Source organism: Shewanella spartinae, from assembly GCF_019457555.1.
Lineage (GTDB): Bacteria > Pseudomonadota > Gammaproteobacteria > Enterobacterales > Shewanellaceae > Shewanella > Shewanella loihica.
The window spans coordinates 2,450,632-2,474,698 of sequence record NZ_CP080418.1 but is presented as its reverse complement, the minus strand read 5'-3'; the positions used below and the strand labels follow the sequence as shown (position 1 = coordinate 2,474,698).

General features: G+C 55.2%; 20 protein-coding genes and 1 riboswitch. Of the genes, 15 read left to right on the top strand and 5 right to left on the bottom strand.

Annotated elements, in window-relative coordinates:
- Window positions 1-101 precede the first annotated feature (101 nt).
- The gene (locus K0I31_RS11035) at window positions 102-887 is read left to right on the top strand and encodes a class II glutamine amidotransferase (protein WP_220078397.1); all 786 of its coding nucleotides are present in this window, start codon (window positions 102-104) and stop codon (window positions 885-887) included.
- A 228-nt stretch (window positions 888-1,115) separates the two neighbouring features.
- On the opposite strand, the gene K0I31_RS11030 is transcribed toward K0I31_RS11035, so the two are convergent.
- The 3 genes from K0I31_RS11030 to K0I31_RS11020 form a co-directional block, all read right to left on the bottom strand.
- A complete protein-coding gene (locus tag K0I31_RS11030; RefSeq protein ID WP_220080826.1) occupies window positions 1,116-1,919 on the bottom strand; it encodes a DUF3108 domain-containing protein in 804 nt (267 codons plus the stop codon).
- A 48-nt stretch (window positions 1,920-1,967) separates the two neighbouring features.
- Window positions 1,968-2,294, bottom strand: a complete 327-nt coding sequence (locus tag K0I31_RS11025) for an MGMT family protein (RefSeq protein ID WP_041406634.1) — start codon at window positions 2,292-2,294, stop codon at window positions 1,968-1,970.
- 405 nt (window positions 2,295-2,699) lie between these two features.
- A complete protein-coding gene (locus K0I31_RS11020; RefSeq protein WP_220078396.1) occupies window positions 2,700-4,421 on the bottom strand; it encodes an MFS transporter in 1,722 nt (573 codons plus the stop codon).
- Window positions 4,422-4,600: 179 nt separating this feature from the next.
- Between K0I31_RS11020 and def the strand changes: the two genes are divergently transcribed.
- The 5 genes from def to K0I31_RS10995 all read left to right on the top strand — a co-directional run bounded on the left by def (window position 4,601) and on the right by K0I31_RS10995 (window position 12,186).
- Window positions 4,601-5,092: a peptide deformylase gene (gene def, locus K0I31_RS11015; protein WP_041511142.1), complete on the top strand. Its 492-nt coding sequence runs from the start codon at window positions 4,601-4,603 to the stop codon at window positions 5,090-5,092.
- 299 nt (window positions 5,093-5,391) lie between these two features.
- Window positions 5,392-6,216 carry a translesion DNA synthesis-associated protein ImuA gene (gene imuA / locus K0I31_RS11010; RefSeq protein WP_220078395.1) on the top strand — a complete coding sequence of 275 codons (825 nt, stop codon included), beginning with the start codon at window positions 5,392-5,394 and terminating at the stop codon, window positions 6,214-6,216.
- On the top strand, window positions 6,217-8,196 hold the full coding sequence (locus K0I31_RS11005; protein WP_220078394.1) for a Y-family DNA polymerase: 1,980 nt from the start codon (window positions 6,217-6,219) through the stop codon (window positions 8,194-8,196). It begins immediately after the preceding gene.
- A complete protein-coding gene (locus K0I31_RS11000; RefSeq protein WP_220078393.1) occupies window positions 8,196-11,462 on the top strand; it encodes an error-prone DNA polymerase in 3,267 nt (1,088 codons plus the stop codon). The genes K0I31_RS11005 and K0I31_RS11000 overlap by 1 nt, the downstream gene beginning before the upstream one ends.
- Before the next feature lie 172 nt (window positions 11,463-11,634).
- The gene (locus tag K0I31_RS10995) at window positions 11,635-12,186 is read left to right on the top strand and encodes a DTW domain-containing protein (RefSeq protein WP_220078392.1); all 552 of its coding nucleotides are present in this window, start codon (window positions 11,635-11,637) and stop codon (window positions 12,184-12,186) included.
- Here K0I31_RS10995 and trhA read toward each other — a convergent pair.
- Window positions 12,160-12,870, bottom strand: a complete 711-nt coding sequence (gene trhA, locus K0I31_RS10990) for a PAQR family membrane homeostasis protein TrhA (RefSeq protein WP_258406477.1) — start codon at window positions 12,868-12,870, stop codon at window positions 12,160-12,162. The genes K0I31_RS10995 and trhA overlap by 27 nt on opposite strands.
- A gap of 568 nt (window positions 12,871-13,438) precedes the next feature.
- On the opposite strand from trhA, the gene K0I31_RS10985 reads away from it, so the two are divergent.
- The 9 genes from K0I31_RS10985 to K0I31_RS10945 all read left to right on the top strand — a co-directional run bounded on the left by K0I31_RS10985 (window position 13,439) and on the right by K0I31_RS10945 (window position 23,169).
- On the top strand, window positions 13,439-14,308 hold the full coding sequence (locus tag K0I31_RS10985) for a hypothetical protein (RefSeq protein WP_220078391.1): 870 nt from the start codon (window positions 13,439-13,441) through the stop codon (window positions 14,306-14,308).
- A 146-nt stretch (window positions 14,309-14,454) separates the two neighbouring features.
- A riboswitch (TPP riboswitch) is annotated at window positions 14,455-14,553 on the top strand.
- 180 nt (window positions 14,554-14,733) lie between these two features.
- Window positions 14,734-16,755 carry a phosphomethylpyrimidine synthase ThiC gene (thiC, locus tag K0I31_RS10980; RefSeq protein WP_220078390.1) on the top strand — a complete coding sequence of 674 codons (2,022 nt, stop codon included), beginning with the start codon at window positions 14,734-14,736 and terminating at the stop codon, window positions 16,753-16,755.
- Between the two features lie 2 nt (window positions 16,756-16,757).
- Window positions 16,758-18,467, top strand: coding sequence for a bifunctional hydroxymethylpyrimidine kinase/phosphomethylpyrimidine kinase (locus K0I31_RS10975; protein ID WP_220078389.1), 1,710 nt, complete (start codon window positions 16,758-16,760; stop codon window positions 18,465-18,467).
- Window positions 18,454-19,302: a HesA/MoeB/ThiF family protein gene (locus K0I31_RS10970; protein ID WP_220078388.1), complete on the top strand. Its 849-nt coding sequence runs from the start codon at window positions 18,454-18,456 to the stop codon at window positions 19,300-19,302. The genes K0I31_RS10975 and K0I31_RS10970 overlap by 14 nt, the downstream gene beginning before the upstream one ends.
- On the top strand, window positions 19,292-19,504 hold the full coding sequence (gene thiS / locus K0I31_RS10965) for a sulfur carrier protein ThiS (RefSeq protein ID WP_258406476.1): 213 nt from the start codon (window positions 19,292-19,294) through the stop codon (window positions 19,502-19,504). Before K0I31_RS10970 ends, thiS begins: the two co-directional genes overlap by 11 nt.
- A gap of 1 nt (window position 19,505) precedes the next feature.
- Window positions 19,506-20,279 (top strand): thiazole synthase, encoded by a 774-nt coding sequence (locus tag K0I31_RS10960; RefSeq protein ID WP_220078387.1) that lies wholly within the window; start codon window positions 19,506-19,508, stop codon window positions 20,277-20,279.
- Between the two features lie 4 nt (window positions 20,280-20,283).
- Window positions 20,284-21,402 carry a 2-iminoacetate synthase ThiH gene (thiH, locus tag K0I31_RS10955; protein ID WP_220078386.1) on the top strand — a complete coding sequence of 373 codons (1,119 nt, stop codon included), beginning with the start codon at window positions 20,284-20,286 and terminating at the stop codon, window positions 21,400-21,402.
- Window positions 21,403-21,504: 102 nt separating this feature from the next.
- Window positions 21,505-21,774 (top strand): chemotaxis protein, encoded by a 270-nt coding sequence (locus tag K0I31_RS10950; RefSeq protein ID WP_220078385.1) that lies wholly within the window; start codon window positions 21,505-21,507, stop codon window positions 21,772-21,774.
- Between the two features lie 3 nt (window positions 21,775-21,777).
- Window positions 21,778-23,169 carry a putative metalloprotease CJM1_0395 family protein gene (locus tag K0I31_RS10945; RefSeq protein ID WP_434086897.1) on the top strand — a complete coding sequence of 464 codons (1,392 nt, stop codon included), beginning with the start codon at window positions 21,778-21,780 and terminating at the stop codon, window positions 23,167-23,169.
- Here K0I31_RS10945 and K0I31_RS10940 read toward each other — a convergent pair.
- Window positions 23,146-24,057: a LysR family transcriptional regulator gene (locus K0I31_RS10940; RefSeq protein ID WP_011865886.1), complete on the bottom strand. Its 912-nt coding sequence runs from the start codon at window positions 24,055-24,057 to the stop codon at window positions 23,146-23,148. The genes K0I31_RS10945 and K0I31_RS10940 overlap by 24 nt on opposite strands.
- Window positions 24,058-24,067 lie beyond the last annotated feature (10 nt).

The following is a 24,067-nucleotide window of genomic DNA, read 5'->3' as shown; positions in this document are numbered from 1 at the left end:
AAACAATTGTTTAACTTTTTTGTTGAGGCGAGGATTCCACAAATTGGGTCAAGTCGTTAGAATTAAATAAGATAAGCAATTTAGAGTTAAGGTGTCTGTTTATGTGTGAGTTGCTGGCCATGAGTGCCAATGTGCCCACGGATATCGTGTTTAGTTTTACCGGGCTGGCGGAGCGTGGTGGCGTCACAGGTCCCCATGTCGATGGTTGGGGGATCACCTTCTATGAGGGCAAGGGGAGTCGCACCTTCAAGGATGCCTGCCCAAGCAGTCAGTCTCATGTGGCGCAGTTGATCAAGTCGTACCCCATCAAGAGTGAGGTGGTGGTCAGTCATATCCGCCAGGCCAATCGCGGCTGTGTATCACTGGAAAATACCCATCCCTTCACCCGTGAGTTATGGGGACACTACTGGACCTATGCCCATAATGGCCAGCTGAGCGATTATCAGCAAAAATTTGCGGTGCGCCGTTATCAGCCTGTAGGTGACACCGACAGCGAACTGGCGTTTTGCTGGATTCTAGAGAAGGTGGTGGAGCGCTTCGGCGATCAGGCGCCAGCGGATCTGCTGCCCGTATATCGGTTTATCGCCACCTTGGCCGATGAGATCCGCGCCCTTGGGGTGTTTAACATGATCTTGAGCGATGGCGAGCACCTGATGAGCTATTGCAGCAATAACCTGTGTCACATCACCCGACGGGCTCCCTTTGGTAAGGCCAAGCTTATCGATACCGATGTGGTGATCGATTTCGACAAGGAGACCACGCCCAACGATATCGTCACCGTGATCGCGACCAGGCCGCTGACCGATAACGAAGACTGGCATATTCTTAAGCCCGGAGAGTGGAAGCTGTTTGCCCGGGGCGAGCTTGTTTTAACTCAAGAAGGCTGAAGCCAAGAGAGCTGAAGCCAAGCGAGCTTAGGTTAAAAGGGCTTAAGTTAAAAGGCTTAAGCCAAGCAAACGGTTAGTTGTAAACCGTGGAAAAAGAGAAGGGGCCTAAGGCCCCTTTTTAATGCTGATGTTGGTAACGCCAATCCTTCGGGCAGAATGCGCGCGTGATTCAGACGAGTAATTCAGTCTATGTCTGATTTTCATGGCCGACTTTTAATGGCTGACTTTCTATGGGTGAGATTGGTTTTGTCTATCTACGAGGGCCTTGGCCTGTTCACCTGACTGTTGATTCGCCTGTTTACTTGCCTGTTTATTGGTCTGCTCGCTGGTTTGCGCCATGGTCGGCTCACTGTACTGATAATTAAGCAGGGTGATATCCAGCTGTTTGCTGCCCTTCTCGAAGTGGGTGAGCCTGACAGGCAGATAGCCGAGCTCGGGCGACATCCAGAAAAAGGTCTGGCGTTTGTCGTTGTCCCGCACCACCTCTATCTTGACCGTCTCATAGGTGCCGCTCGCGATCACCATGCGCTCCTTGCCGACCACCTTAAAGTCATACTCATCTATCTCGCCGCTCTTGAGCATCTTGTAGTGCAGCTTATTGCTGCCCTTCATTATATCTAGCCTAAACTGCAGCTGAACCATCAAGGGGTCGAAGAGATCCGGGGTATAGGGAAACTTTGCCCGTTCATCCTTGTAGCGGCTGTGCACCAGTTTCTGATCCAGTACATAGGCGGATTGCTCCTGATAGTCGGAGCCGGTGCCGTTGCGGTTATGGGTGAAACGCATGGGAATAAGCTGCTCACCCTCCTTGCTGAAGGTGCTGATGACGGTGCGTTTATCCCACAGCATCAACAGGCTGACGTCGCTGTCGAAACGATATTGGTACAAGTTGCCCTGAGGTGCCGGCAGTTGATAGCGCGCCTTACCCAACTCTATGCTGCCGTAGTTCACCTGATACTCGGCCGTGTGGGGGGTCAAGGGGTATTCATCGGCCTGTGCGGTAAGGGCAATGGCACAGAAAGATGAAATCATGAATGCGGATTTGAATATCGACAAGGCCTTCTCCCGGGTAACTAAAGGTTAAAAGGGTAATGCAAACACTAGGGTCGCCAGATCCGGCTGCCACTCATACTTGGACAGCTTAACCCTACCTCGGTTCACTTCTATCGCTTCACTTCTTAATCTCTGCATCTGCTCGATAAAATAGGGACTGGTCTCTGGAAAGGCTATTTTGCCTTGGCTGTTGATCACCCTATGCCAGGGAAGCTCCAATGTATCGGGCGCCATCTTGAGGGCGCGGGAGACATAGCGTGCCCGTCCGGGCAGCCCCGCGAGATCGGCTATCTTGCCATAGGAGCTGACCTTTCCCTCGGGGATCAGGGCAATCACATGCCATATCTTGGCCATGGGCGATAACTGTGTCTGATCCACGCGTTCTCCGTTTTGGCCCTAAGGCCTCTGCTTATTTAGGTTAGTGATCTATTTGTTTAAGCCCAGAGTGTTTAACACAAAGTGTTTAGCTCAATGCGCTTAATTCAAAGCGCTTAACTTAAGCACGCCTCTGTCCGGCTTAAGGGCTATGTTCTGATAGTAAACCAGATTTTTTATAATTTCTAAGGTTAAAGGCGGAGTTAATTTATCCGAGAGCCTGAGCGGCGAGAGCGGCGAAATGGGCGAGTGAGATGAAATGGGCAAGAGAGGTGAAGAACCCGCTGCTATGAGTTTGCTGGGGAAAGAGAACAGACAGGTCCTTGTCGCTCGGCCTGTCTGTTCAACTGTCTGTTTACTTATCTGCGTAAAGCGGCGGTATCGCTAGCCTTGTGCGCCCAAGGCGGTTGGCTGGACTTGTGATAATGCCTGTTTGGCACCAAAGCGGTGAAACAGCACCAGGCCTATGGCGGCCAGCAGGCCAAAGCCGCCTATGATGTACCACATCAGGGCGGGCTCCCCGGCGCCCTTAGCCACTTCGGCGTAGAGGTAACCAGAAAGCGGGCCTGCCAGCAGGAAGCCGATGGCCGATGAGACGAAATAGTAGCCCATAAACATCGCTTTCTTATCTTGCGGCGCAAAGCTGGCCACATATTCCTGGCTCTTAGGGGATGCCACCATCTCGCCGATAGAGAAGACTAAGATAGAGGTGAGCACCATGGCGCCGCCCATGAGTATGCCGTGAGCCAGTCCACCCAGCGCCGTGCCCAGTGCCAGGATGAGGGTGCCGGCTACCAATACAGGTAGCGGACTGAAGCGCTCGGCGATGCGACTCACCATCACCTGCATCAGCACGATCGAGAGAAAGTTCAAGCCGATAAGGTATTCGGGGTTCACCTGACGATACTGCTGGGCGAACTGCTGGCTGTATTGACTGGCTAGTTCTGGCGTTTGTGCGATGGCGCCAAGGGCTGCGCCCAGCTCCTCCCTTGGGATCATTACCTTGGCATGTACTAAGTCGAAGTAGGCCTCTGACAGGCTCAGGCTTCCTGCTGTGTAGACTTTTGCCGCGTTCAGTAGCTCGTCGCTGAGCAGAGAGATATCCACGGGGGCGAAGAAGTCGAGCAGTCCTGGCCAGGGGGCGAGCATAGCGACCAAGTCTGAGGTATCGACAAAGTCACGGATATAGATGGGTAGGGTGATGAAGATCTGCTGGTAGACCATCCAGAAACCGGAGAGGATAAGCAGGTAGATCACGAAGGGTTTGTTGCCCAGGGCGATCTTCTGTTGATACCAGGGCAGTTGCTTATCTGACTTGGCCAGCGTGTTCCAGAGAAAATGCAGACTAAACCACACCAGATAGATGGTGAGGCACTGCTCGCCACTGATCCACTTGGCGCCGTAGGAGAGCAGGATCACTAAGGTGCCGAAAAACAGCAGGGCGAAACGGGCGTTGCCCAGCACCTCTTGGATGTCTCTCAACACCTGAGACAGCGGCTTGCCCCGCTGCTGGTGGGGATCCGTCGGTTCACGGTAGAAGAAGGTTGCCGGTATGAAGTTAATGCCTATCCAGATCGCCGACATGATGAAGACCCAGTCCCAGCTGATGGCGCGGACATAACCTGCGATGAAGGGGCCGAGGAAGCCGCCCACATTGACCATCATATAGAAGATGCCAAAACCCAGGCCGCGGTTGGTGTGATCTGTGGTGCGTGCCACAGTGCCCGTCACCACAGGTTTAAAGCAGGCCGCGCCTATGGCGACCCCCATGAAGGCGATGAAGAAGCCGCTAAAGCTGCTCACCTGACCCAGGAGGAAATAGCTGGGACACATGATGGCGTAGGCGATAAGAAACATCTTACGGTAGCCATAGCGATCGGCCAATGCGCCGGTAAGTACGGGAAACAGGTAGAGAAAAAAGGGGATCATTCCCTGCAGCAGGCCACGCTCCTGTTCGCTAAAGCCTAAGCCACCTTGGTGAGCAGGAGAGGTCATGTAGAGGGAGGAGAGGGTAAAGAAGCCATACCAGGCGAGACGCTCGAAGATCTCCATGGTATTGGCCACATAAAAGGTACTGGGCAGAGGGTTACGTATAGGGGTCGTCATTATTATTCTCGTATATTGTATACATTTGTCTGGTCATGCTATCGACTTGAGCGATGAAATACAAGTCGCCGGCAGGGTATGGCCTGAAGGGAAAACCCGATTGCGGTTGCCTTTAATGTGATTTCGGTCATAATGGCGCCACTTTATATGCCTAATTTGATTAACCAGAACCTGAGACTATGCCTGTACTCGATATATTGACCATTCCCGATGAGCGCCTGAAACGTAAGGCCAAGCCCGTAGAAGACATTGCCGCCGTGCAAGGTTTTATCGATGATCTGATCGAAACCATGTACCACACAGACGATGGCATAGGGCTCGCCGCTACCCAGGTGGGCAGCGAACACGCCATCTTAGTGATCGATCTGTCTGAGGATCGCGATCAGCCCATGGTGGTGATCAACCCTGAGTTCGTCGAGCGTTCGGGTGAGATCGTCGGCGAGGAGGGTTGTCTCTCTATTCCTGGCTACCGCGCCAAGGTGACACGTTTCGAGAAGGTGAAGGTCAAGGCACTTAACCGCCAGGGAGAGGCCTTTGAGATCGAGAGCGATGACTTCCTGGCAATCGTCCTGCAGCATGAGATGGATCATCTCGATGGCAAGGTCTTTATCGAGCATCTGTCGCCCCTCAAGCAGCAGATAGCGCTCAAGAAGGTAAAGAAATATCGCTAATCAAAGGTATAACCGATACCGATAACCGATAAAACCACCTTAGGGTGGTTTTTTTGTGCCTGTCTGCCGCTTGTTGGCACGATGCTTTGACATGAGCTTCCACTCCAATCTTAGGTTTCTCTGCTTGCGATCTGCCAATTTATAAATATACTGTGTTTATATACAGTGCTTGTGTGATATTTCTGTTGAGTGTTGCTCGGACGTCAGGCATGGCGATAGCTTAAGTTAGGTCTAAGCCTATAGTCCGATTTCCGAGGGAGCGCTTAACCGAACCGAATGAGAGCGGGTGCATCATGGCCTTGGCAGATCTTCAACTTGAACGTTTACTCCAGCGCAGCGATCTCTGGCGCGGCGATGCCTATCATCCCCAACAAATGGGGCTGGACAGCGGCTATCCCGAGTTTAATCGCCATCTGGGACAGGGAGGCTGGCCCAGTCAGGGGCTGTGCGAGATCTTCTGCTCCAGCGAAGGGATCGGCGAGCTGAGCCTGGCGCTGCCTCTGATGCGCCGTCTGATCCCTAGGCAATCGAGGGAGGGAAGTGCTGCCGGGTTGGTGAGTCTGGTGGCTCCGCCTCACGTGCCTTATCCCCAGTCGCTGGCGATGCAGGGGATAGATGTCAGTTGTCTCTTGTGGGTCGATACCCAGACGCCGAAGGAGCAGCTTTGGGCGCTCGAGCAGATCTTAACCAGCGGCGCCTCGCCTCTGGTCTTATGTTGGCTCGAGGATCTCAGTGTCAGTCAGGCCAGGCGCTTGCAGCTTGCCTGCGAGAAGGGCGAGAGCCTGTGTCTCTGTTATCTGCCAAGCAAGGTCAAGGAGCAGGCTCATCCCGTGCCACTGCGGATCGCCTTGCAACCCAGCACAGAAACCAACACAGGAATCAACATAGAAACCAGTAGCGAAGCTAACATAAAAATGGGCAACGATAGGCTTCTCGAGACCCAGGTGGATATTCTAAAGCGCCGTGGGGGCTGGCCGGCGCCGCGCTTCTCCTTATTCCTGCTACCTGAGTTGCTGGCCCAGAGTCTGATGCTCGATGTGACTAAACAGCAGGATGAGAGATTGGAAAATAAGCTTAATAAGCAGCAGAGCGGTCAGATCTTACAAGGTCCCTGGAGTGCGTAGATGTTGTGGCTGGCGGTCTATTTTCCCCACTGGTTACTCCAGTATCAAAGCTATCATCAAGGCTTGCCCCAGGGCAACGAGCTGGCCCTTTTCGAGCGTCAGTCGAGTCAGATCCTGATCGCCTCAAGAGCCGCGGCTAAGCTGGGCGTGGAGCCGGGGCAGAGCCTGGCTACCGCCCAGACGCTCTGCCCATCGCTGCAACTGCTGGCCTATGAACCCTCCTTGAGTCAGGAGGCCAGCCATTGGCTGTGCCAGTGGAGCTATGGCTACAGTGCCAGGGTCGTGCCGCCTGTCTGCCCGTTCGAGCAGGCCCAGCAGCATAGGCTAAATAAGCCGAGTAAGTCACATAAAGCAAGCAAATCGAGTCGATCCTCTGATGTGCCCAGTGTGGCAGATACCCTGCTGCTGGAGGTGGGCTCAATGACGAAGATCTTCGGCGGTCTGGACAGGCTCATTAGCCAATATCAGAAGAGCGCCCAAGGCTATGGCCTCGAGTGTCAATTTGCCCTGGGGGAGAATGCACTGTTGGCTCAGCTGGGAGCCAGGCATCTACCGCTCACTCTGTCTGCAGATGTCACCTGTGATAACAAGAGAAACCCGAAAGAAACTCGCGAGTCTAGGTGCACTAAGTTAGGGAATTCTAAGCGAGGGAACTTTAAGCCAGAGAGCCTAGAGTCGGAAATTGGTGCCACAGCATCCACATATCTCGCCAAACGAGAAGTGAGAGAAGCTGCCCTAGAAGAGAAAAACCAAGGAGAAGAAACCAAAGCCCAATCGATAGATGATCGGACAGTCGCGTATTCGGTGAATTTACCTCAGATCGCTCTCAAGCTGATCGCGCCCCTGCCGATCTCTGTCTTGCCACTGTCTGGGCATGTGCTGCAGTCTTGCGAGAACATGGGGCTTACTCAGGTGCAGGCGCTGCTCGACTTGCCACTCAAGGAGCTTGGTGAGCGCTTTGGCGAGAGTGGCTTAATCCTGCTGGCTCAGCTCAAGGGGCAGCTGCCTCAGATGCATGAGTTTTACCAGATGCCAGAGTCTTATCGTCACAAGCTTGAATTGCTCTATGAGGTGAGTCATCTCGAAGGTTTGGCCTTTCCCCTCGGGCGCATGCTAGGAACCCTATCGGCCTATCTGGTGCAGCGCCAGCAGGCAGTGCTGGCCCTGTCATTAACCTTAGTGTTTCGCGACTTGAGTCTGGTGCCACTGCGCTGCGAGATCCGTTATCCCTTCGCCGAGCATAGGGGGGATGCCTTACTTAAACTCTGCCGTGTGCAGCTAGAGAGTCTCACCCTGGCGGCGCCGGTGATCAGCCTGGCGATTCAGGCCGATACCCTAGTGCCGCTATCGGTGCAGACATCCAATTGGTGGCAGGGCGAGGGTAAGAGTGATGCCAGCATGCGCCTGCTCTCACTGCTTGAGGCACGTCTAGGAGCGGATAAGGTTAAGGGACTTGAGCACTGCAGTCACCATCTGCCGGAGCTGAGCTGGCAGAGCCGCTCGCTTTCTCAGAGCCGAGTCTCTCAAAGCCGCTTGGGTGCCCAAGGGTGCAAGGGATCTAATCAAGCTGTTTCTCAAAGCACTTCTCGTCAAAGCACTTCTCGTCAAAGCCTTTCTACTCGAGGTGCTTCCAGCCAAAAGTTTGAGAGCCAAGTGCTTGAGCGCCAAGCGTATGAACGGTGCGCCGAGCCGAGGGCAAGCTATCAGGGTAAGACTCGGGCGCTGAGCGAGGAGGCGACCTTGTTTACAGATCTGTTTCATGGCCTGTGCGATGGCCGCATCCGCCCTAATTGGCTCCTGCGCCAGCCCGAGCCGTTGGCGCCTGAGTCGGTGAGTTTACTCAAGGGGCCAGAGCGGCTGCATAGTCCTTGGTCGGCGGCCTCGCCGCGGGATTATTACCTTGCCCGCATGCATCAGGGAGGGCTCTGCTGGGTATTTCGCTCGCCTGAGGGGTTATTCCTGCAGGGATGGTTTGGCTAATGTACAGCGAATTACAGTACGCCGAGTTGCACGTCCTCTCGAACTACAGCTTCTTGCGCGGGGCCTCTCATCCTCATGAGCTGGTGGAGCAGGCCAAGCGCCTTGGCTATCAGGCATTGGCGCTGACCGACGAGTGTTCCTTTGCCGGTGTGGTTAAGGCCCATGAGGCGGCCAAGCGCTGCGATCTTAAGCTGATCTTGGGCGCAGAGTTTCATCTCGATGAGGGGTTGTTCGTGCTGCTGGCGCCTTGCCGTCTCGCCTATGGTGAGATCAGCGCCCTGATCACCAACGCCAGGCGAAGCCAGGGCAAGGGTGAGTACCGGGCGAGCCTGGAGGCTATCTTGGCTCAGCAGCAGAGCCTGCTGCTGTGGCGCCCGCCCACGCTGGCGCAGTTCAGGCTGGCTGGCGAGGCAAGGAGTGGCGAGGCAAGGAGTGGCGAGGCAAGGAGTGATGAGGCAAGGAGTGATGAGGCAAGGAGTGGCTTGGCCGTAAACGATACGGCAGAGAGTGAGATGGCTGGGGGCGATACGGCAAAGGGGAGTGTGGCACAGAGCGATGAGCCTAATCTGTTGTCCCGTTATCGTGAGCACATCGCGAGCATCGCCTCACGGCTGGTTGTAGCCTTCCCGGACCGCCTGCATCTGCTGATGGAGCGGCTCTTACTGCCGGGAGAGGCCCTTAATCTGCAGCAGTGGCAATGGCTGAGTCAGGCTCAGGAGATCCCCTGCGTGGCGGCCGGTGGCGTGCGCATGCACGAGGCGGAGCGTCAGCCGCTGCTGGATATTTTAACTTGTATCGCCCATGGTCGGGATCTCGACAGCGGCGCGGCGCTATGCTCCATCAACGCCGAGGCTAGCCTCAAGCCGATTGCAGCGCAGCGTAAACGTTATCCACAGGAGTGGATCAATAACGGCCTGGCTCTGGCACGTCGCTGCCATTTCTCTTTGGATGAGCTCAAGTATGAGTACCCGGCCGAGGTGGTACCCGCCGGCATGCAGGCCAGCGATTATCTGGCGCAGGCGGTGCGTGAAGGCGCCAGACGCCGCTTCCCCGACGGGGTGCCCGATAGGGTGAAGGCGCAGTATGAGAAGGAGCTAGAGCTGATCGCGGCGATGGCCTATGAGTATTTCTTTCTGACCATCTATGACATCGTCTGTTTCGCCAAGTCTCAGCAAATCCTCTATCAGGGAAGGGGCTCGGCGGCCAACTCTGTGGTCTGTTATTGCCTGGGGATCACAGAGGTGGATCCCACTAAGATCAACATGTTGTTCGAACGTTTCATCTCCAAGGAGCGCAACGAGCCGCCAGATATCGACGTGGACTTCGAGCATGAGCGGCGCGAGGAGGTGATTCAGTACATCTACCGCAAATATGGTCGTGAGCGTACGGCGTTGGCCGCGGCGGTGATCTGTTATCGCTTCAAGAGTGCCATGGGGGATGTGGGCAAGGCGCTGGGGATAGATGCCGAGCAGGTAGCCCTGATGATTAAAAATATCGATCGCCGGGATCCCAAGCATCACTGGACGACTCAGCTTGCCGCCATGTTGCCAGAGGCTGGGCGCGGGCGCATGTTGCTGCCCTTGGTGCAGACGCTGATCGGTTTTCCCCGCCATCTGTCTCAGCACGTGGGAGGCTTTATCATCTCGGCAGGGCCCTTGTCTGAATTGGTTCCCATTGAAAATGCGGCCATGGCGGATCGCACCGTGATCCAGTGGGATAAGGATGACCTGGAGAGCCTGGGGCTGTTAAAGGTGGATATCCTCGCCCTGGGGATGCTAACCGCGATCCGTAAGACCTTCGCCTTGCTGAGCGGCCCAGAGCAAGTCTTTTCCATGGCCGATGTGGTATGGGAAGAGGCCGAGGTTTATTACATGTTGCAGGCGGGCGACAGCATAGGGGTGTTTCAGGTCGAGTCCCGGGCGCAGAGCGCCATGCTGCCAAGGCTGAAGCCAGCTTGCTATTACGATCTGGTAGTGCAGATCGCCATCGTTAGGCCAGGGCCAATTCAGGGGGACATGGTACATCCCTATCTGAGAAGGCGGGATGGTCTGGAGGCGGTGGAATATCCCAGCCCGGCGGTCGAGTCCGTGCTGTCCCGTACCATGGGGGTACCTATCTTTCAGGAGCAGGTGATCCAGCTGGCCATGGTGGCCGCGGGGTTCAGTGGCGGCGAGGCGGATCAGCTTCGCCGGGCGATGGCGAGTTGGAAGCGTACCGGTGAGCTGGAAAAGTTTGAGGTTAAACTGCTTCAGGGGATGGCGGCGCGGGGGTACAGCCAAACATTCGCCGAACAGATCTACAGGCAGATCAAAGGCTTTGGTGAGTATGGCTTTCCCGAGTCGCATTCGGCCAGCTTTGCCCTGCTGGCCTATGTGTCGGCCTATCTTAAACATCATTATCCGGCGGCCTTCTGCTGCGCCTTGCTTAACAGCCAACCCATGGGCTTCTATAGCCCGTCGCAGCTTATTCAGGATGTGCAGCGCCACGACGTTATGGTGCTACCGGTGTGCGTCAATCACAGTGAATGGGATAGTAGCCTGGTGACCCTAGTGGAGGTTGAGCAGCCTGCGATACGCCTGGGCTTTAGGCAAGTGAAGGGACTCAGGCTGGAGGAGATCAAGACCCTTATCGAAGCGCGCCCCGAAGGCGGCTTTACCCGGGTCGAGCAGCTCTATGAGCTAGGTTTATCTCAGGGCTGTCTGACCTTGCTGGCTAGTGCAGATGCCCTGTTGACGCTGGCCGGGCATAGGTATCAGGCGCGCTGGCAACTCAGTGCCTATCAGCCGAGTCTTCCGCTGTTCGATGACTTACCAGCTGTCGCCAGTGAGGTGGTGTTGCCGCCTCCAAGTGAGATGGCAGCCATGCACAGCGACTATCGCCATCTGGGGCTCAGCCTGGGGCGCCATGTGATGGCTCAGCTCAGAGGGTTGGCGCCATTTGTGGGCTGTCGCCGTGCCAGTGAGTTAGCCGATTGTCGTCATGGGCAACTTGTGCATGTGGCGGGCGTGGTGGTGGGGCGTCAGCGTCCAGGTACCGCCTCAGGGGTCACCTTCGTGACCTTAGAAGATGAGACGGGCAACATCAATGTGATCGTCTGGAGCGCCACGGCCAGGGCGCAGCGTCAGCCATTTTTGACATCAAAAATTTTAAAGGTAACAGGGGTGCTTGAGACCCAGTCTGGCGTGTCACATGTTATCGCGGGTAGACTGGACGATCTATCGGCTCTGGTGAATGATTTTGAATCGAGCTCGCGGGACTTTCGTTAGTGGTCGCACGTTAATCATGTCATCCGGGCGAGCCACAACAGGCCTACTCGGGTTGTTCCTGTCATTGTCCTCGTTCTAGCCCTAGTCCTTTGAGGTATACTCATCGCCTTTGGTTTAACGATAGGCGTGAGTTTAGGCTCCAAATACCAGCAAAATGACGGGGAGAGAAAGGGTGAAGTTTGTCTTGTTAACGCACGAGCGGGAGTACGATCGTCCCAGTAACACAGGCCAGCTGGCGTTAGCCGCATTCCCTGAGCTGTGTCGCCGTGTGCCCTGGTCACGGGTTACGCCCGATGAGGCGTTAAAACAGGCCTGTGAATCGGGTGAAGCTCTGCTGCTCTTTCCAAAGGAGTACGATGCAGATGAGACGGACTCTGGTTCGAGAATGGGCTCGAGCGTGAATCAGGCTATCACGCCCGAGCAACTTCAGCTTAAAAAGGATGGGGAGCAGGGCATGCGTCAGGTGATCATTCTCGATGCCACCTGGCAGGAGGCCAGAAAGATGATGCGTCAGAGCCCCTATCTGCAAGCGGCGAGAAGGCTGACGCTGCAGGAGAGCGAACCGTCACGCTATCGCCTAAGGCGGAATCAATTATCTCAAGGTCTGTGCACCATAGAGTGCATCATTAGCCTGATGCACAGTTTAGGGATGAGCCAAGAGGCACAGCAGCTCGATGAGGCGTTTGATCTCTTTATGTTAGATCACCGTCAGATAGACGCATAGGAAGTGGCTGAGGGCGCCTGCGAGGACAAACAGATGCCAGATGGCGTGATTATAGGGAATGCGTTTACCCACATAGAAGATCACCCCGACGCTGTAAAAAATTCCGCCAGCCAAGAGGAGCTTAAACCCTAGTGGACTCATGGCTGCAAGCAGCTGCTTCATCACTATGACACACAACCAGCCCATCACCAGATAGAGCACTAGGCTAAAGATCTTGAAGCGGTGAATAAACAGCGTCTTAAACAGGATCCCGCCTAGGGCCAGACCCCAGATGGCGATGAGAATGGCATCGGCCTCGACACTGTCGAGCAGGATCTGCATCAGCGGCGTGTAGGTGCCGGCGATCAACAGATAGATGGCGCAGTGATCGGCTATCTTGAGTTTATGCTTTAACTTAGGTGCCGAGACGCTGTGATAGAGCGTTGAGCAGAGAAACAGGAGTATGATGCTCAAACAATAGAGTGCCAATCCGCCAAGTTGAAGATCGGTGAGCCTGTCCCATCCCTTATGCAGTGAAAACGCCAGCGCCAGAATACCGGCAATCACACCCAGGCCATGGCTGAGGGCGTTTGCCAGCTCTTCTGCGCGGCTATAGGGAGCGGCCGTAGCAGCAAAGCTGGGCTGACTATTCAGGCCGATCTCTTGGGGCTGTATGGTTTGTGGGGGCAGGGATTGTGGTGGCATTAGACTCTCTAAAACTGGTTAGACCTCGTTAATGGTGAGTCTAACAGCATGCTGGTACAAAAGAAATAGTTAGGCGTACATGTGTACGCCTAATTTGGATTTTGTTTTGTTAGCAATTGAATTTATTATTTTTTAAATTTAACGCTGTCCACTATCTATCCTTGATTGAACTAATAGCTTCTCTTCTTCTCTAAAATGCTAAGTTTCCTAAGGAAAGGATGAGTTGCTATTGCGAGTGCCCCCTAAGGATAGTCAATCTTCCTGGCTTGACCTCAATCTTAATCTAAACCTTAATGCTGATATTGATGTCGAGCAATTGGCCTTCTGTCATCTCGTCTACGCTCCATTAGCGAGAGAGCCTTTGGCGAGTGAGCACGCCGGGCAAGGCGCTCATGCTGAGGAGCTTTTGGTTAAGGAGCTTTCGCTTGAGGAACTTTCGCTTAAGGAGCTTGTTCCTAACGCACCTCTTGAAGGCCCACTATCTATCGCTATAGCTGCAAGGATTGGCTGGAAAGATCTGTCACTCTTCTTGGTCGTCTTGCTGGCGCACCTTGTGTTGCTGGCTTTATTGAGTTGGCAGTTTAAGGGGCCATATTTAGCTCAGGAATCAATTAAGCGAGACAAGCAGGCCATCAGCGCCTATATGCTGACTCAGGCAGAGTTTGACGCCATGAAGGCCAAATCTCGCCCTGCCGAGGTACCAGTAAACGCGCCGCTGACGAGCCAGTCAAATCAAAACGCGTCAAAGCAAGATACGCTTAATCAAAGTGTTGAAGTGACAGAGGACAATCTGGCGCCGGTTTCTGCTCAGCAAAGTGCCGCTCCGATTAAGTCGAGTCCTGAGAAGGGGGCGTCAGCGACTCAAGTTACTCGTTTCCAGCCTAATGTTACCCAAGCAAGTGTTGATCCTGCCCTTGAGCCAGCAGTTGAGCTATCCGAGTCTAACATCGTCTCTAAAATCGAGGCTCCCGCTGATACTCAGAAAGAGAATGAAGCATTCTCCTTCGATGGTGCGAAAGGTCTTAATCTGGAGAGCAGCGCGGCAGCAGACTCGGGAGCGGTAAGCGCTGCAACTGGCGATTATATGGCGAGATACAGGCAGGCACAGCTGGATAAGCTAGTCGAGCACGCCGCCGACAAGGCCACCCAGAAAAAGTCGATGAGCGAGATGAATGGCAAGATGAGGGTGTTAGCCCTACCTAAGGAGAACGAGTATGAGACGGCAATCACCTTAGACAGCAAGGTGGATCCCAATCGCATCGTCAAGATAGGGGATACCTGTTATCGCGTGGTGAGTGTGGCGACACCAATTAACCCCCACGGGGAAAACTTAGGCTTCCCCTTTAAGTGTGGTGGCGATAAGGTGAAACAGGCGATTAAAGACTCCCTTGATAAGCATCTGAGTATGATGGGAGTAGAGATTAAAGATAAAAACTAGTGTGATATATTTTCAGGCTTAAATTACCATGATACTTTTATTTTATACAATTTATTGATTTTATTTTATTATTTGTTTCGATTAATTTGATTTCAGCTAGAGTTTAAAGGGGCTTGCCACCCTCACTCCCTTATGTCTATACTGAGCCCCTCTTGTCGGAGTGCCATTAGGCTGAGACCGTTTATTCGGGATCCGTTGAACCTGATCAGGTTAGTCCCTGCGAAGGAAACAAGCATAATATGACCTTAGTGTCCCGCCGTTTTTTATCGGCCAATGGGATTAAAATCGCCGCAAATTTGGCGAGTTAAATCCCAGTGACACCCAGCATATTTTTGAATCAGGCCATTATCTGGCCCGGCTCAATGCCCTCAACGCCAAACTTCTCCAGACAAGCAACTTCATCTAACCCTATAGTGAGATTGCTTATGTCAACACGTCGTGAAATGCGAGCAGAGGCCCAGGCCTTTATCGATAACCTAAAACCCTTACAACACCCTAATTCGCAAAAATTTTACCTAAGCGGCAGCAGGCCGGATCTCAAGGTCGCCATGCGGCAGATCTTTCAGTCAGACACCCTGATTGGCGGCACGGCTGAGGCGCCTGTCTATGAGAAGAATGCCCCCATCACAGTCTATGACTGCGCCGGGCCCTATTCAGATCCCGAGGCCGATATCGATGTGCGTCGTGGTCTTGTTAAGCTGCGCAGCGAGTGGATCGCTGAGCGTGGCGATACCCAAGAACTCGAGCAGGTCAGCTCAGGTTTTACCCAGCAGCGTCTGGCCGATGAGGGGCTGGATCATCTGAGATTTGAGCTGCTGCCCAAGCCAATACGCGCCCTTGAAGGCAGAGTAGTGACTCAGATGCACTACGCCAGACGCGGCATCATCACCCCAGAGATGGAGTATGTGGCCCTGCGTGAGAATATGGCTCGCGAGACAGTGAGCGAAGAGGTGCTCAATCAGCGCGCGCCGGGCGAGAGTTTTGGTGCCAAGCTAGGTGAGCCCATCACACCAGAGTTTGTGCGTCAGGAGTTGGCGGCGGGCCGGGCAATCTTACCGCTTAACATCAACCACCCCGAGGCCGAACCTATGATCATCGGCCGTAATTTCCTGGTGAAGGTCAACGCCAACATAGGTAACTCGGCGGTTACCTCTTCTATCGAAGAGGAGGTGGAGAAGCTGGTGTGGGCCACCCGTTGGGGCGCAGATACCGTGATGGATCTCTCGACCGGTCGTTATATCCACGAGACCCGCGAGTGGATCATACGTAACTCGCCGGTGCCCATCGGGACTGTGCCCATCTATCAGGCGCTGGAGAAGGTCAATGGCGTCGCCGAAGATCTTACCTGGGAGATCTTCAGAGATACCCTGATCGAGCAGGCGGAGCAGGGGGTGGATTACTTTACCATTCACGCCGGTGTCCTCCTGCGTTATGTGCCTATGACGGCTAAGCGCCTCACTGGCATCGTCTCTCGCGGTGGCTCCATCATGGCCAAGTGGTGCCTCTCTCATCACAAGGAAAACTTCCTCTATGAGCATTTCGATGAGATCTGCCAGCTGTGCGCCGCCTACGATGTCTCCCTCTCGCTGGGTGATGGCATGCGTCCAGGCTCCATCGCCGATGCTAACGACGAGGCGCAGTTTGCCGAGCTGGAAACCTTAGGCGAGCTGGTTAAGAAGGCCTGGCAGTATGACGTGCAGACCATCATAGAAGGGCCGGGTCATATCCCGATGCAGCTGATTAAGGAGAACATGGAAAAGCAGCTCGAGCTATGTGACGAAGCGCCGTTTTACACCTTAGGCCCTCAGACTACCGACATTGCTCCAGGCTATGATCACTTCACCTCTGGCATAGGGGCGGCGATGATCGCCTGGTATGGCTGCGCCATGCTTTGCTACGTAACGCCCAAGGAGCATCTTGGTCTGCCAAACAAGGAAGATGTTAAGCAGGGGCTGATCGCCTATAAGATTGCCGCCCATGCCGGCGATGTCGCCAAGGGCCATCCCGGCGCGCAGATCCGCGACAACGCCTTGTCTAAGGCGAGGTTCGAGTTCCGCTGGGAAGATCAATACAACCTGGGATTGGATCCCGACACCGCCAGGGCGTATCACGACGAATCACTTCCGCAGGAGTCGGCCAAGGTAGCCCATTTCTGTTCCATGTGCGGCCCCAAGTTCTGCTCGATGAAGATCACCCAGGAGGTGCGCGAATACGCCGCGGCCCAAGCGATTGAGGTGAGAGAGATTGAGGTGAGGGAGGTTGAGGTTAAGCAGATTGACGTTACTGCTAGCGCGCCAAAGGCGGAGATCCAGCAAGGAATGGCGCAGATGTCGGCGCAGTTTAAGCAAAGTGGCAGCGAGCTCTATCACAGCGCGGTGAAGCAAAGCCCTGACGTTGAAAGCGCCTCTCTCGAAAGTGCGGCTCTCGAAAAAGCAGAAGAGGTGTAGCCATGTCCGCTAAAAAACCTATCGTCTGGACCATTGCCGGTTCAGACAGCGGGGGCGGTGCGGGCATTCAGGCGGATCTTGCGACCATGGCGGATCTGGACTGCCATGGTTGCAGCGTGATCACCTGCGTCACCGCGCAAAATTCGGTGGCGGTTAACGGTGTCGAGCCAGTGAGTGAGGCTATCTTGCTCGCTCAGCTCGATACCTTGCTAGCAGACCTGCCGCCCGAGGCGATCAAGATAGGGCTGCTTGCCAATCAGCGTCAGATTAATCTTGTCGCCGATTGGCTGGCGACTCATATTGCGCCACTGAAAACGGATGATGGCCAGCCTATTCCGATTATTCTGGATCCCGTGATGGTGGCCTCCTGCGGCGATGCCTTTACTGGCGAACCTGCTGTTCAGGCTTCCGCTCACCCCAAAACTGAGCTCAAAACTGAGCCCAAGCACCTTACCGGGTTGGATTTCACCGCCTTCGCTAAGCAGCTTACCCTGATGACGCCGAACGCCAGCGAGTTTGGCAAGTTAGTGGGAAGCGAGGCGAGATCGAGTGATGAGATGTTAAGTCAGGCAAGTGCGCTTTCAACGCGTTTAGCCTGTAATCTGCTGATCACAGGTGGTGACAAGGGCGCGCTCTGGCACAGCAATAAGGCGGAAGATCTCTTTATCTGTAACGCGGTGGCGCATACCTCGCCGCAGCACCAGCACACCAGCTTTCGCTTGAATGGTGAGCGAGTGGATAACCCCAATCACCACGGTAGCGGCTGCACCCTGTCATCGGCGATTGCCAGTTTTCTGGCCCAGGGCCTGGTGCTCCACGATGCTGTTCTGCTTGCTAAAACTTATGTCGCTCAAGGGATAGCGTCGGCCAAGGCCTTGGGCGCCGGTGCCGGGCCTTTAGCCCGCTGCGGCTGGCCTTCGGGCCTGGTATCGCTTCCCCGTATCACAAAGTTGGCTGGCACCACTTGGTTAAGTTCTTCAGATCGCGCTTCAGATAGCCCCTCGACGCTGAGTTTTCCAAGGCTTAAGCATCCCATTGGGGTGTATCCCGTGGTGGATAATCTGAATACTTTGGAGCAGGTGTTGGCCGCCGGGGCAAGCACGGCTCAGCTGAGGATCAAGCTTGAGGATGATGGCCAAGCAGCTAGCAATCAAGAAGAGAGCAAACAAGAAGAGAGCAAACAAGAAGAGGGCCAAGGCGCTGCCGCGTTAGAAGCGCAGATCCAAGCGGCAATCGCGCTGGGGCGTAATTACGATGCGCAGGTGTTTATCAACGATCACTGGCAGCTGGCGTTAAAGCATGGCGCCTTCGGTATCCATCTTGGGCAGGAAGATCTATTTGAGGTGGATCTCGAGAGGATCGCCGAGGCGGGTATAGCCCTGGGCGTCTCCAGCCATGGGGTGTTTGAGTTGGCACTGGCCTGTCAGCTTAATCCATCCTATCTGGCGCTGGGGCATATCTTCCCCACACCGACGAAATCTATGCCTTCCAATCCTCAGGGGCTGAGTACGCTTGCTCGTATGGTCGCGCTTTGGACGCCCGATTGCCCCAGAGTCGCCATCGGCGGTATAGATGCTTCGCGTTTGGAGGGGGTTAAAGCAACAGGTGTTGAGGCGGTGGCCGTGGTGCGCGCGGTGACTCAGGCGGACTCGCCGGGCGAGGCCTATACACAGCTTGCCAAGACGTGGGAGAAAGCCTATGTCCCTCGATGATAAGACGTTTATCCAATATTCACGGCAGATCATGTTGCCCGAGGTCGGCGAACTGGGCCAGCAAAGGCTGATGGAAGTAAGTGTCGCCATCGTGGGGCTTGGCGGCTTGGGACAGCTCTGCGCCCAGTATCTGAGCGCGGCGGGGATCTGCCGCCTGATCCTGATCGATGATGACAAGGTGGAGCTGAGTAACCTGCCCAGGCAGCTGCTGTTTTCCCATGACGATTGCGGCCAGTACAAGGCGGAAGTCGCCAGAGACAGGCTGGTAGAAAAAGGCAAGACTCAAAACAGTCAGGTATCAGCTTTTTATCAGATAGCGGCCAAGATTGTGCGTCTGGATGGCGATAACGCCGAGTCTCTGCTTTCAGGTGTGGATCTGGTGCTCGATTGCAGCGACAACTTCGCCACGCGCCAGCATATTAATGCCGCCTGTGTGGCGCTGAGCACGCCTACCGTGGTGGCGGCTGCGGCCCACTTTGCCGGTCAGTTGATGGCGTTTGATCTGAGCAAATCCCCGGATTGCGGCTGCTATCACTGCCTGTTTCCGGCAGAGCTTAAGGTGAGCGAGAGCTGCAGCACCATCGGCATACTTGGGCCCATGGTGGGCACTATGGCGTCGATGCAGGCGCTGCTGGCGATAAAGCTATTGCTGGGGTTACCGGGCCTGGGCTGGTTGCACAGATTCGATGGTTTAACCGGCGAAATCCAGAAATTCGCGCTGCGCCGGGATCCCAAATGCGCGGTCTGCGCGGAAATTAAAGAATCGAATGAAAAGGCTTATGCGGCACGTGGTGAGACAGCCTGTTCATCGGCCTTAGGAGAAAATGATGAGTGAGATCAGCTTAAGTTTAAATGGTCAGTTAATACAGGTGCCAGCCAATGCGAGTCTGCTGTCTATGCTGGAGGACCAGCAGATCACCCTGGATAGCGTGGCGCTGGTGCGGGCAGGTGAGGTGGTTCCAAAGTCTCTGTGGGCATTAACCCTGTGTGAGGCGGGCGATGTGATTGAACTCTTTGGCGTAGTGGCAGGAGGTTAATATGTTAACGATAGGCGATAGTCAGTTCTCTTCACGCCTTTTTACCGGCACGGGCAAGTTTGCCAGCGCCGATCAGATGTTGGCGGCTTTGGCAGCAAGCGGTTCGCAATTAGTGACGCTGGCGATGAAGCGGCTCGATCTCAAGGCGGGTTTCGATGATATTCTGGCGCCCATACGTCAGAGCGGTGTTAAGCTGCTGCCCAATACCTCTGGAGCGCGCAATGCCAAGGAGGCGATCTTCGTCGCCGAGCTGGCTCGCGAGGTGCTGGGTACCTCTTGGATAAAGCTTGAGATCCATCCCGATCCTAAGTATCTGATGCCGGATCCAATAGAGACCTTTAACGCCGCCAAGGTGCTGTGTGAACGCGGCTTTACCGTATTGCCCTATGTGCATGCCGATCCTGTGCTCTGCCGTAATTTGGAATCTGTAGGCTGTGCGGCCGTGATGCCTCTGGGTAGCCCAATAGGCTCCAATCGCGGGCTGGAGACGGCGGCATTTTTGAAGATGATCATAGAGCAGGCCAAGGTGCCTGTGGTGGTCGATGCCGGAATAGGCTCACCCTCTCAGGCGATGGCGGCCATGGAGATGGGCGCGAGCGCCGTACTAGTGAACACGGCAATTGCTGCCAGCCGCGATCCGGTGAAGATGGCGCTCTGCTTTGCCGATGCCGTCTCCACGGGGCGTAAGGCCTATGAGGCGGGCCTGGCCCAGGTTCACCAGAGGGCGATTGGCACCAGTCCCCAGCAGGCGCTCACCGCCTTCTTATCGGAGTAACCCAATGAGTTTCTTCGATACCTTGAGTGGACTCTCTCGCGAGCAGTTGCGTATGGCGCTCTATTCCACCACGGCGGCCCAGGTAGAAGCGGCGATCGAGGGTGAGCAGGGCAACTTGGATCATCTGTTAGCCCTGCTGTCGCCGGCCGCTGAGGAGTACCTAGAGCCGATGGCGCAACATGCTGCCGCCTTAACCCGGCAGCGATTTGGTCACAACATCGGCCTCTATCTGCCGCTCTATCTCTCAAATCTCTGCGCCAACGAGTGTGACTACTGTGGTTTCACCATGAGCAACAAGCTTAAGCGCAAGGTGCTTAGCCATGATGAACTGGCGGCGGAGATGGCGGTGATTAAGCCTCAGGGATTTGATTCCATCTTGTTGGTCTCCGGCGAGCATGAAACCAAGGTCGGCATAGATTACTTTGCCGATATCTTACCCTTGGTGAAGGCGGAATTTAGCCATGTGGCCATGGAGGTGCAGCCGCTGAGCCGTGAACACTATGGGATTTTGGTGGAGAAGGGGCTGGATGCCGTGATGCTCTATCAGGAAACCTACGATCCTGAGACCTATCGCAGACATCACCTGAGGGGCAATAAGCAGGACTATGGCTATCGTCTCGAATCGCCGGAGCGGATCGCCCAGGCGGGCGTGGATAAGATAGGCCTAGGTGTGTTACTGGGTCTCGATGATTGGCGCATGGACGCGCTCTTGATGGGCTATCACCTGGATTATCTCGAACGCCGCTTCTGGCGCAGTCGTTACAGCATATCCCTGCCCAGGCTCAGACCCTGCGTCGGCGGTATCACGCCAAAGGTGCAGTTGACCGACAAAGGTTTAGTACAACTTATCTGCGCCTTTCGTCTCTTCAACGAGCAGCTTGAGATCAGCCTCTCGACCCGAGAGACGCCTAGTTTGAGAGATAACCTGATAGGGCTCGGCATCACCCAGATGAGCGCCGGTAGTCGCACCGAACCGGGTGGCTATGTCAATCCGGCCGCTCAGCTAGATCAGTTTGAGATCAGCGATGAACGTAGCGCCGCCGAGGTTGCCAGTGTCCTTCGAAGCCGTGGCTTTACCCCTGTGTGGAAAGACTGGGAGGCTGGCTGGATAGGCGCAGGCTAACCAATTCAAGATGTTAGCCGAGCCCTCTGTAATGCTGTACTTTGCTTGGCTTTTGATTAATAATTAGCCATAACTGTGACTCATGAAAAAGGGCCATCAATTATGGAAATACCATCGAGCTTTTCTTCCGGTCTGGCCGGCTTGCAAAGCGCTCAGTCTGGCCTGACTCAGGCTACTGTGGATGTCGCCAAACCCAGCCAACCTCAGGTGAGTGAAGCTGGCGGCACAGAGATGACCAATCCGGTCAACGCCACAGATAAAACTGAGGCCCTGGTCTCGGCGATAGAATCGAAAAACCAAGGGGAAGCCGCGGTTGAAGTATTAGAGACCGCTAACGAGACCCTAGGTACAGTGATAGATATCAAGGTGTAGGCCATGGCCGGTGCCATGACTACGCCCCCCTTAACGGCGATGCGCCTTAGCGCATTGCCGTCTTCTTCTGCTTCAACGTCTTCAATTTCCTCATCCTCTACAGCTTCTTTATCTTCTTCAAATAGAGCTTCAAGTTCTGTAAGTGCTGTTTCAACGCCAGCTTTCTCTCATCAAGCGTCGCATGCCAGCCTAAAGGCCAACACGGCGGTTTCTTCGACGCCTTCGGTAGCAAGCAGTGTACTGACCTCTGGTCACTTAAGTTCTAGCCTGACAACGCAAAGCGGCTCAAGTAAGAGTCAGCCTGTCTTCAATGGCAGTTCGTCAGGCCAAGGGGGATATAGCCTCTCCAGCGGGCCGCTCGGAGTCGGCGGCCTACTCAATCAAACGGCGAGCTCTGGTTTTAGCAGTGGCTTGAGCAAAGGCATGGGCAATGGCGGCGGGATCGATGTTGCTCTTGCACTACCGGGCACTGGAGGCGGCGTAACACCTGACTCTGGTTTTACTCGCGGTTTAGCGCCTGATACAAGTCGTCATGAAGGACAAAGTGCGAGTACTGCAGCCGGACAAGGTGGTGGGGCAGATGTTAGTCGCGGCAGCGCAGTTGAGGGGGAAAAGCCGGTAGTCGATATCTTTGGTGGGGCCGAGGAAACCCGCGGCGAGGCATACAACCCCTTCGCGGACAAGCGAGAGGGAAAGGACGCACCGGGCGATGAGAGCCGCTCACAAGATCCAGAACTTGCCCGCCAGGAGGCCGAGCTAAAAGAGCTGTCCAGACGTGACGCCGAGGTGAGAGCCCATGAGCAGGCCCATGCTAGCGTCGGGGGAACCTTCGCGCGCAGCCCAAGTTTTAAGTATGAGCAGGGCAGCGATGGCAGGCGTTATGCGGTAGATGGCGAGGTGGCGATCGATATCTCCTCCGTGCCTGGAGATCCCCTGGCTACCCTGAACAAGATGAAGCAGGTCTACGCGGCGGCGATGGCGCCCGCGACCCCATCGATGGCAGATATCCGGGTGGCCAGCGAAGCCCTGCGTAAGATGAATTCGGCAAAGGCGGAGCTGGCTAAGACGCGGCAGCAAAGCGCCATCACCCCAGAGCAGATGCAGCCACTTATCGATGCTGGTAAGAGTGAGCAGCAGCGTCAGCTGCCAGAGCCAGTGACGCCAAAGGTGAGCGGTAACGTGGATGATAAGGGCAAGATCTCTGCGGCCAGAATCGACTCCCCCTCGCCGCTGGATGATGATAGAAGCCCTTCACAATCGATAGAGCGGATCAGTCGCCAGCTCCTGGCGGCCAATGGTCTTCTGTTTAGCGCTGAAGCCCTGTCGATGCGCTACCAAGCGGGCGAGTCTGACGCTTCTTCAACATCTGCCTCATCCTTCGCCTTCTCCCTCTAAGACTGAATGATTCTTGAGGATCAACTGCTCCAGCAACTGTGAGGCGGGTCCTTGCTTGTCGCGGTTGGGGATAACCAGGCTGAGCGGCACCTGACGATGACTCGAGCCCTTGAGGGTCAAGCGGGTGAGGCGACCTTCCTTGATAGCATCGCAGATCAGATGACTGGGGATCCAGCAAAAGCCGAGCCCCTTGGACAGGACCACCAGGGCCTCATGGAAATTGGCTACCGTCCAGCGCCGCTCCGCCTTGAGCCAACCCAGCTCGCCGCGGGCGATCTGGCCCGTATCTTTTATCACTATCTGTAGCTGCTCAGCCAGCGTCTGATCGTCCAGCGGTAACTCCATGCTCGCCAAGGGGTGAGAGGGGTGACAGACCAGGTGAAAATCGACGTTGCACAGGGGCTGAGCCAGATGACCCTTTGGCGGCGCGCCGCCTATGATGGCGAGATCCACGGCCTCCGACTCGACCAGTTCTGCACTGCCGCTGATCACCGAATCTAAGATGGTGATCCGGGTGCCGCGCCCCTGAGGCTCAAACTCGGCCAGGGCGTCGATGAGATGTTCCATGGGATAGATCATCTCGCGGGAGATCAACAGGCTCGGCTCCCAGCCTTTCTCCAGATTGCTGGCTAACTGCTCCAGCTCACTCACCGAGCGGGTGATGTGGCGAGAGCGCCGAAGTAGCACCTCGCCGCTCTCGGTGAGATAAGCTTTACGTCCCCTCACTTCCAGCAGGGCGACCCCCAACTGGGTCTGCAGTTTGGCCACCGCATGGTTAAGGGAAGACTGACTCTTGTTAAGCTTCTCTGCCGCCTGGGCGTAGCCACCGCAGTCAACAACCGCCTGTAGGATCCGCCACTGCTCGAAGGTCGATTTTGCCTGACTCATATTGCTCCTG

What these genes read in the sequence shown, in the direction of transcription:
- K0I31_RS11035 (WP_220078397.1), top strand. Translation starts at nt 102, where the DNA reads ATGTGTGAGTTGCTGGCCATGAGTGCCAATGTGCCCACGGATATCGTG.
- K0I31_RS10950 (WP_220078385.1), top strand. Translation starts at nt 21,505, where the DNA reads ATGGAAATACCATCGAGCTTTTCTTCCGGTCTGGCCGGCTTGCAAAGC.
- K0I31_RS10970 (WP_220078388.1), top strand. Translation starts at nt 18,454, where the DNA reads ATGTCCCTCGATGATAAGACGTTTATCCAATATTCACGGCAGATCATG.
- K0I31_RS11005 (WP_220078394.1), top strand. Translation starts at nt 6,217, where the DNA reads ATGTTGTGGCTGGCGGTCTATTTTCCCCACTGGTTACTCCAGTATCAA.
- thiC (WP_220078390.1), top strand. Translation starts at nt 14,734, where the DNA reads ATGTCAACACGTCGTGAAATGCGAGCAGAGGCCCAGGCCTTTATCGAT.
- K0I31_RS10960 (WP_220078387.1), top strand. Translation starts at nt 19,506, where the DNA reads ATGTTAACGATAGGCGATAGTCAGTTCTCTTCACGCCTTTTTACCGGC.
- K0I31_RS11000 (WP_220078393.1), top strand. Translation starts at nt 8,196, where the DNA reads ATGTACAGCGAATTACAGTACGCCGAGTTGCACGTCCTCTCGAACTAC.
- thiH (WP_220078386.1), top strand. Translation starts at nt 20,284, where the DNA reads ATGAGTTTCTTCGATACCTTGAGTGGACTCTCTCGCGAGCAGTTGCGT.
- K0I31_RS11030 (WP_220080826.1), bottom strand. Translation starts at nt 1,919, where the DNA reads ATGATTTCATCTTTCTGTGCCATTGCCCTTACCGCACAGGCCGATGAA.
- K0I31_RS11025 (WP_041406634.1), bottom strand. Translation starts at nt 2,294, where the DNA reads ATGGCCAAGATATGGCATGTGATTGCCCTGATCCCCGAGGGAAAGGTC.
- K0I31_RS10945 (WP_434086897.1), top strand. Translation starts at nt 21,778, where the DNA reads ATGGCCGGTGCCATGACTACGCCCCCCTTAACGGCGATGCGCCTTAGC.
- K0I31_RS11020 (WP_220078396.1), bottom strand. Translation starts at nt 4,421, where the DNA reads ATGACGACCCCTATACGTAACCCTCTGCCCAGTACCTTTTATGTGGCC.
- def (WP_041511142.1), top strand. Translation starts at nt 4,601, where the DNA reads ATGCCTGTACTCGATATATTGACCATTCCCGATGAGCGCCTGAAACGT.
- K0I31_RS10975 (WP_220078389.1), top strand. Translation starts at nt 16,758, where the DNA reads ATGTCCGCTAAAAAACCTATCGTCTGGACCATTGCCGGTTCAGACAGC.
- thiS (WP_258406476.1), top strand. Translation starts at nt 19,292, where the DNA reads ATGATGAGTGAGATCAGCTTAAGTTTAAATGGTCAGTTAATACAGGTG.
- K0I31_RS10940 (WP_011865886.1), bottom strand. Translation starts at nt 24,057, where the DNA reads ATGAGTCAGGCAAAATCGACCTTCGAGCAGTGGCGGATCCTACAGGCG.
- trhA (WP_258406477.1), bottom strand. Translation starts at nt 12,870, where the DNA reads ATGCCACCACAATCCCTGCCCCCACAAACCATACAGCCCCAAGAGATC.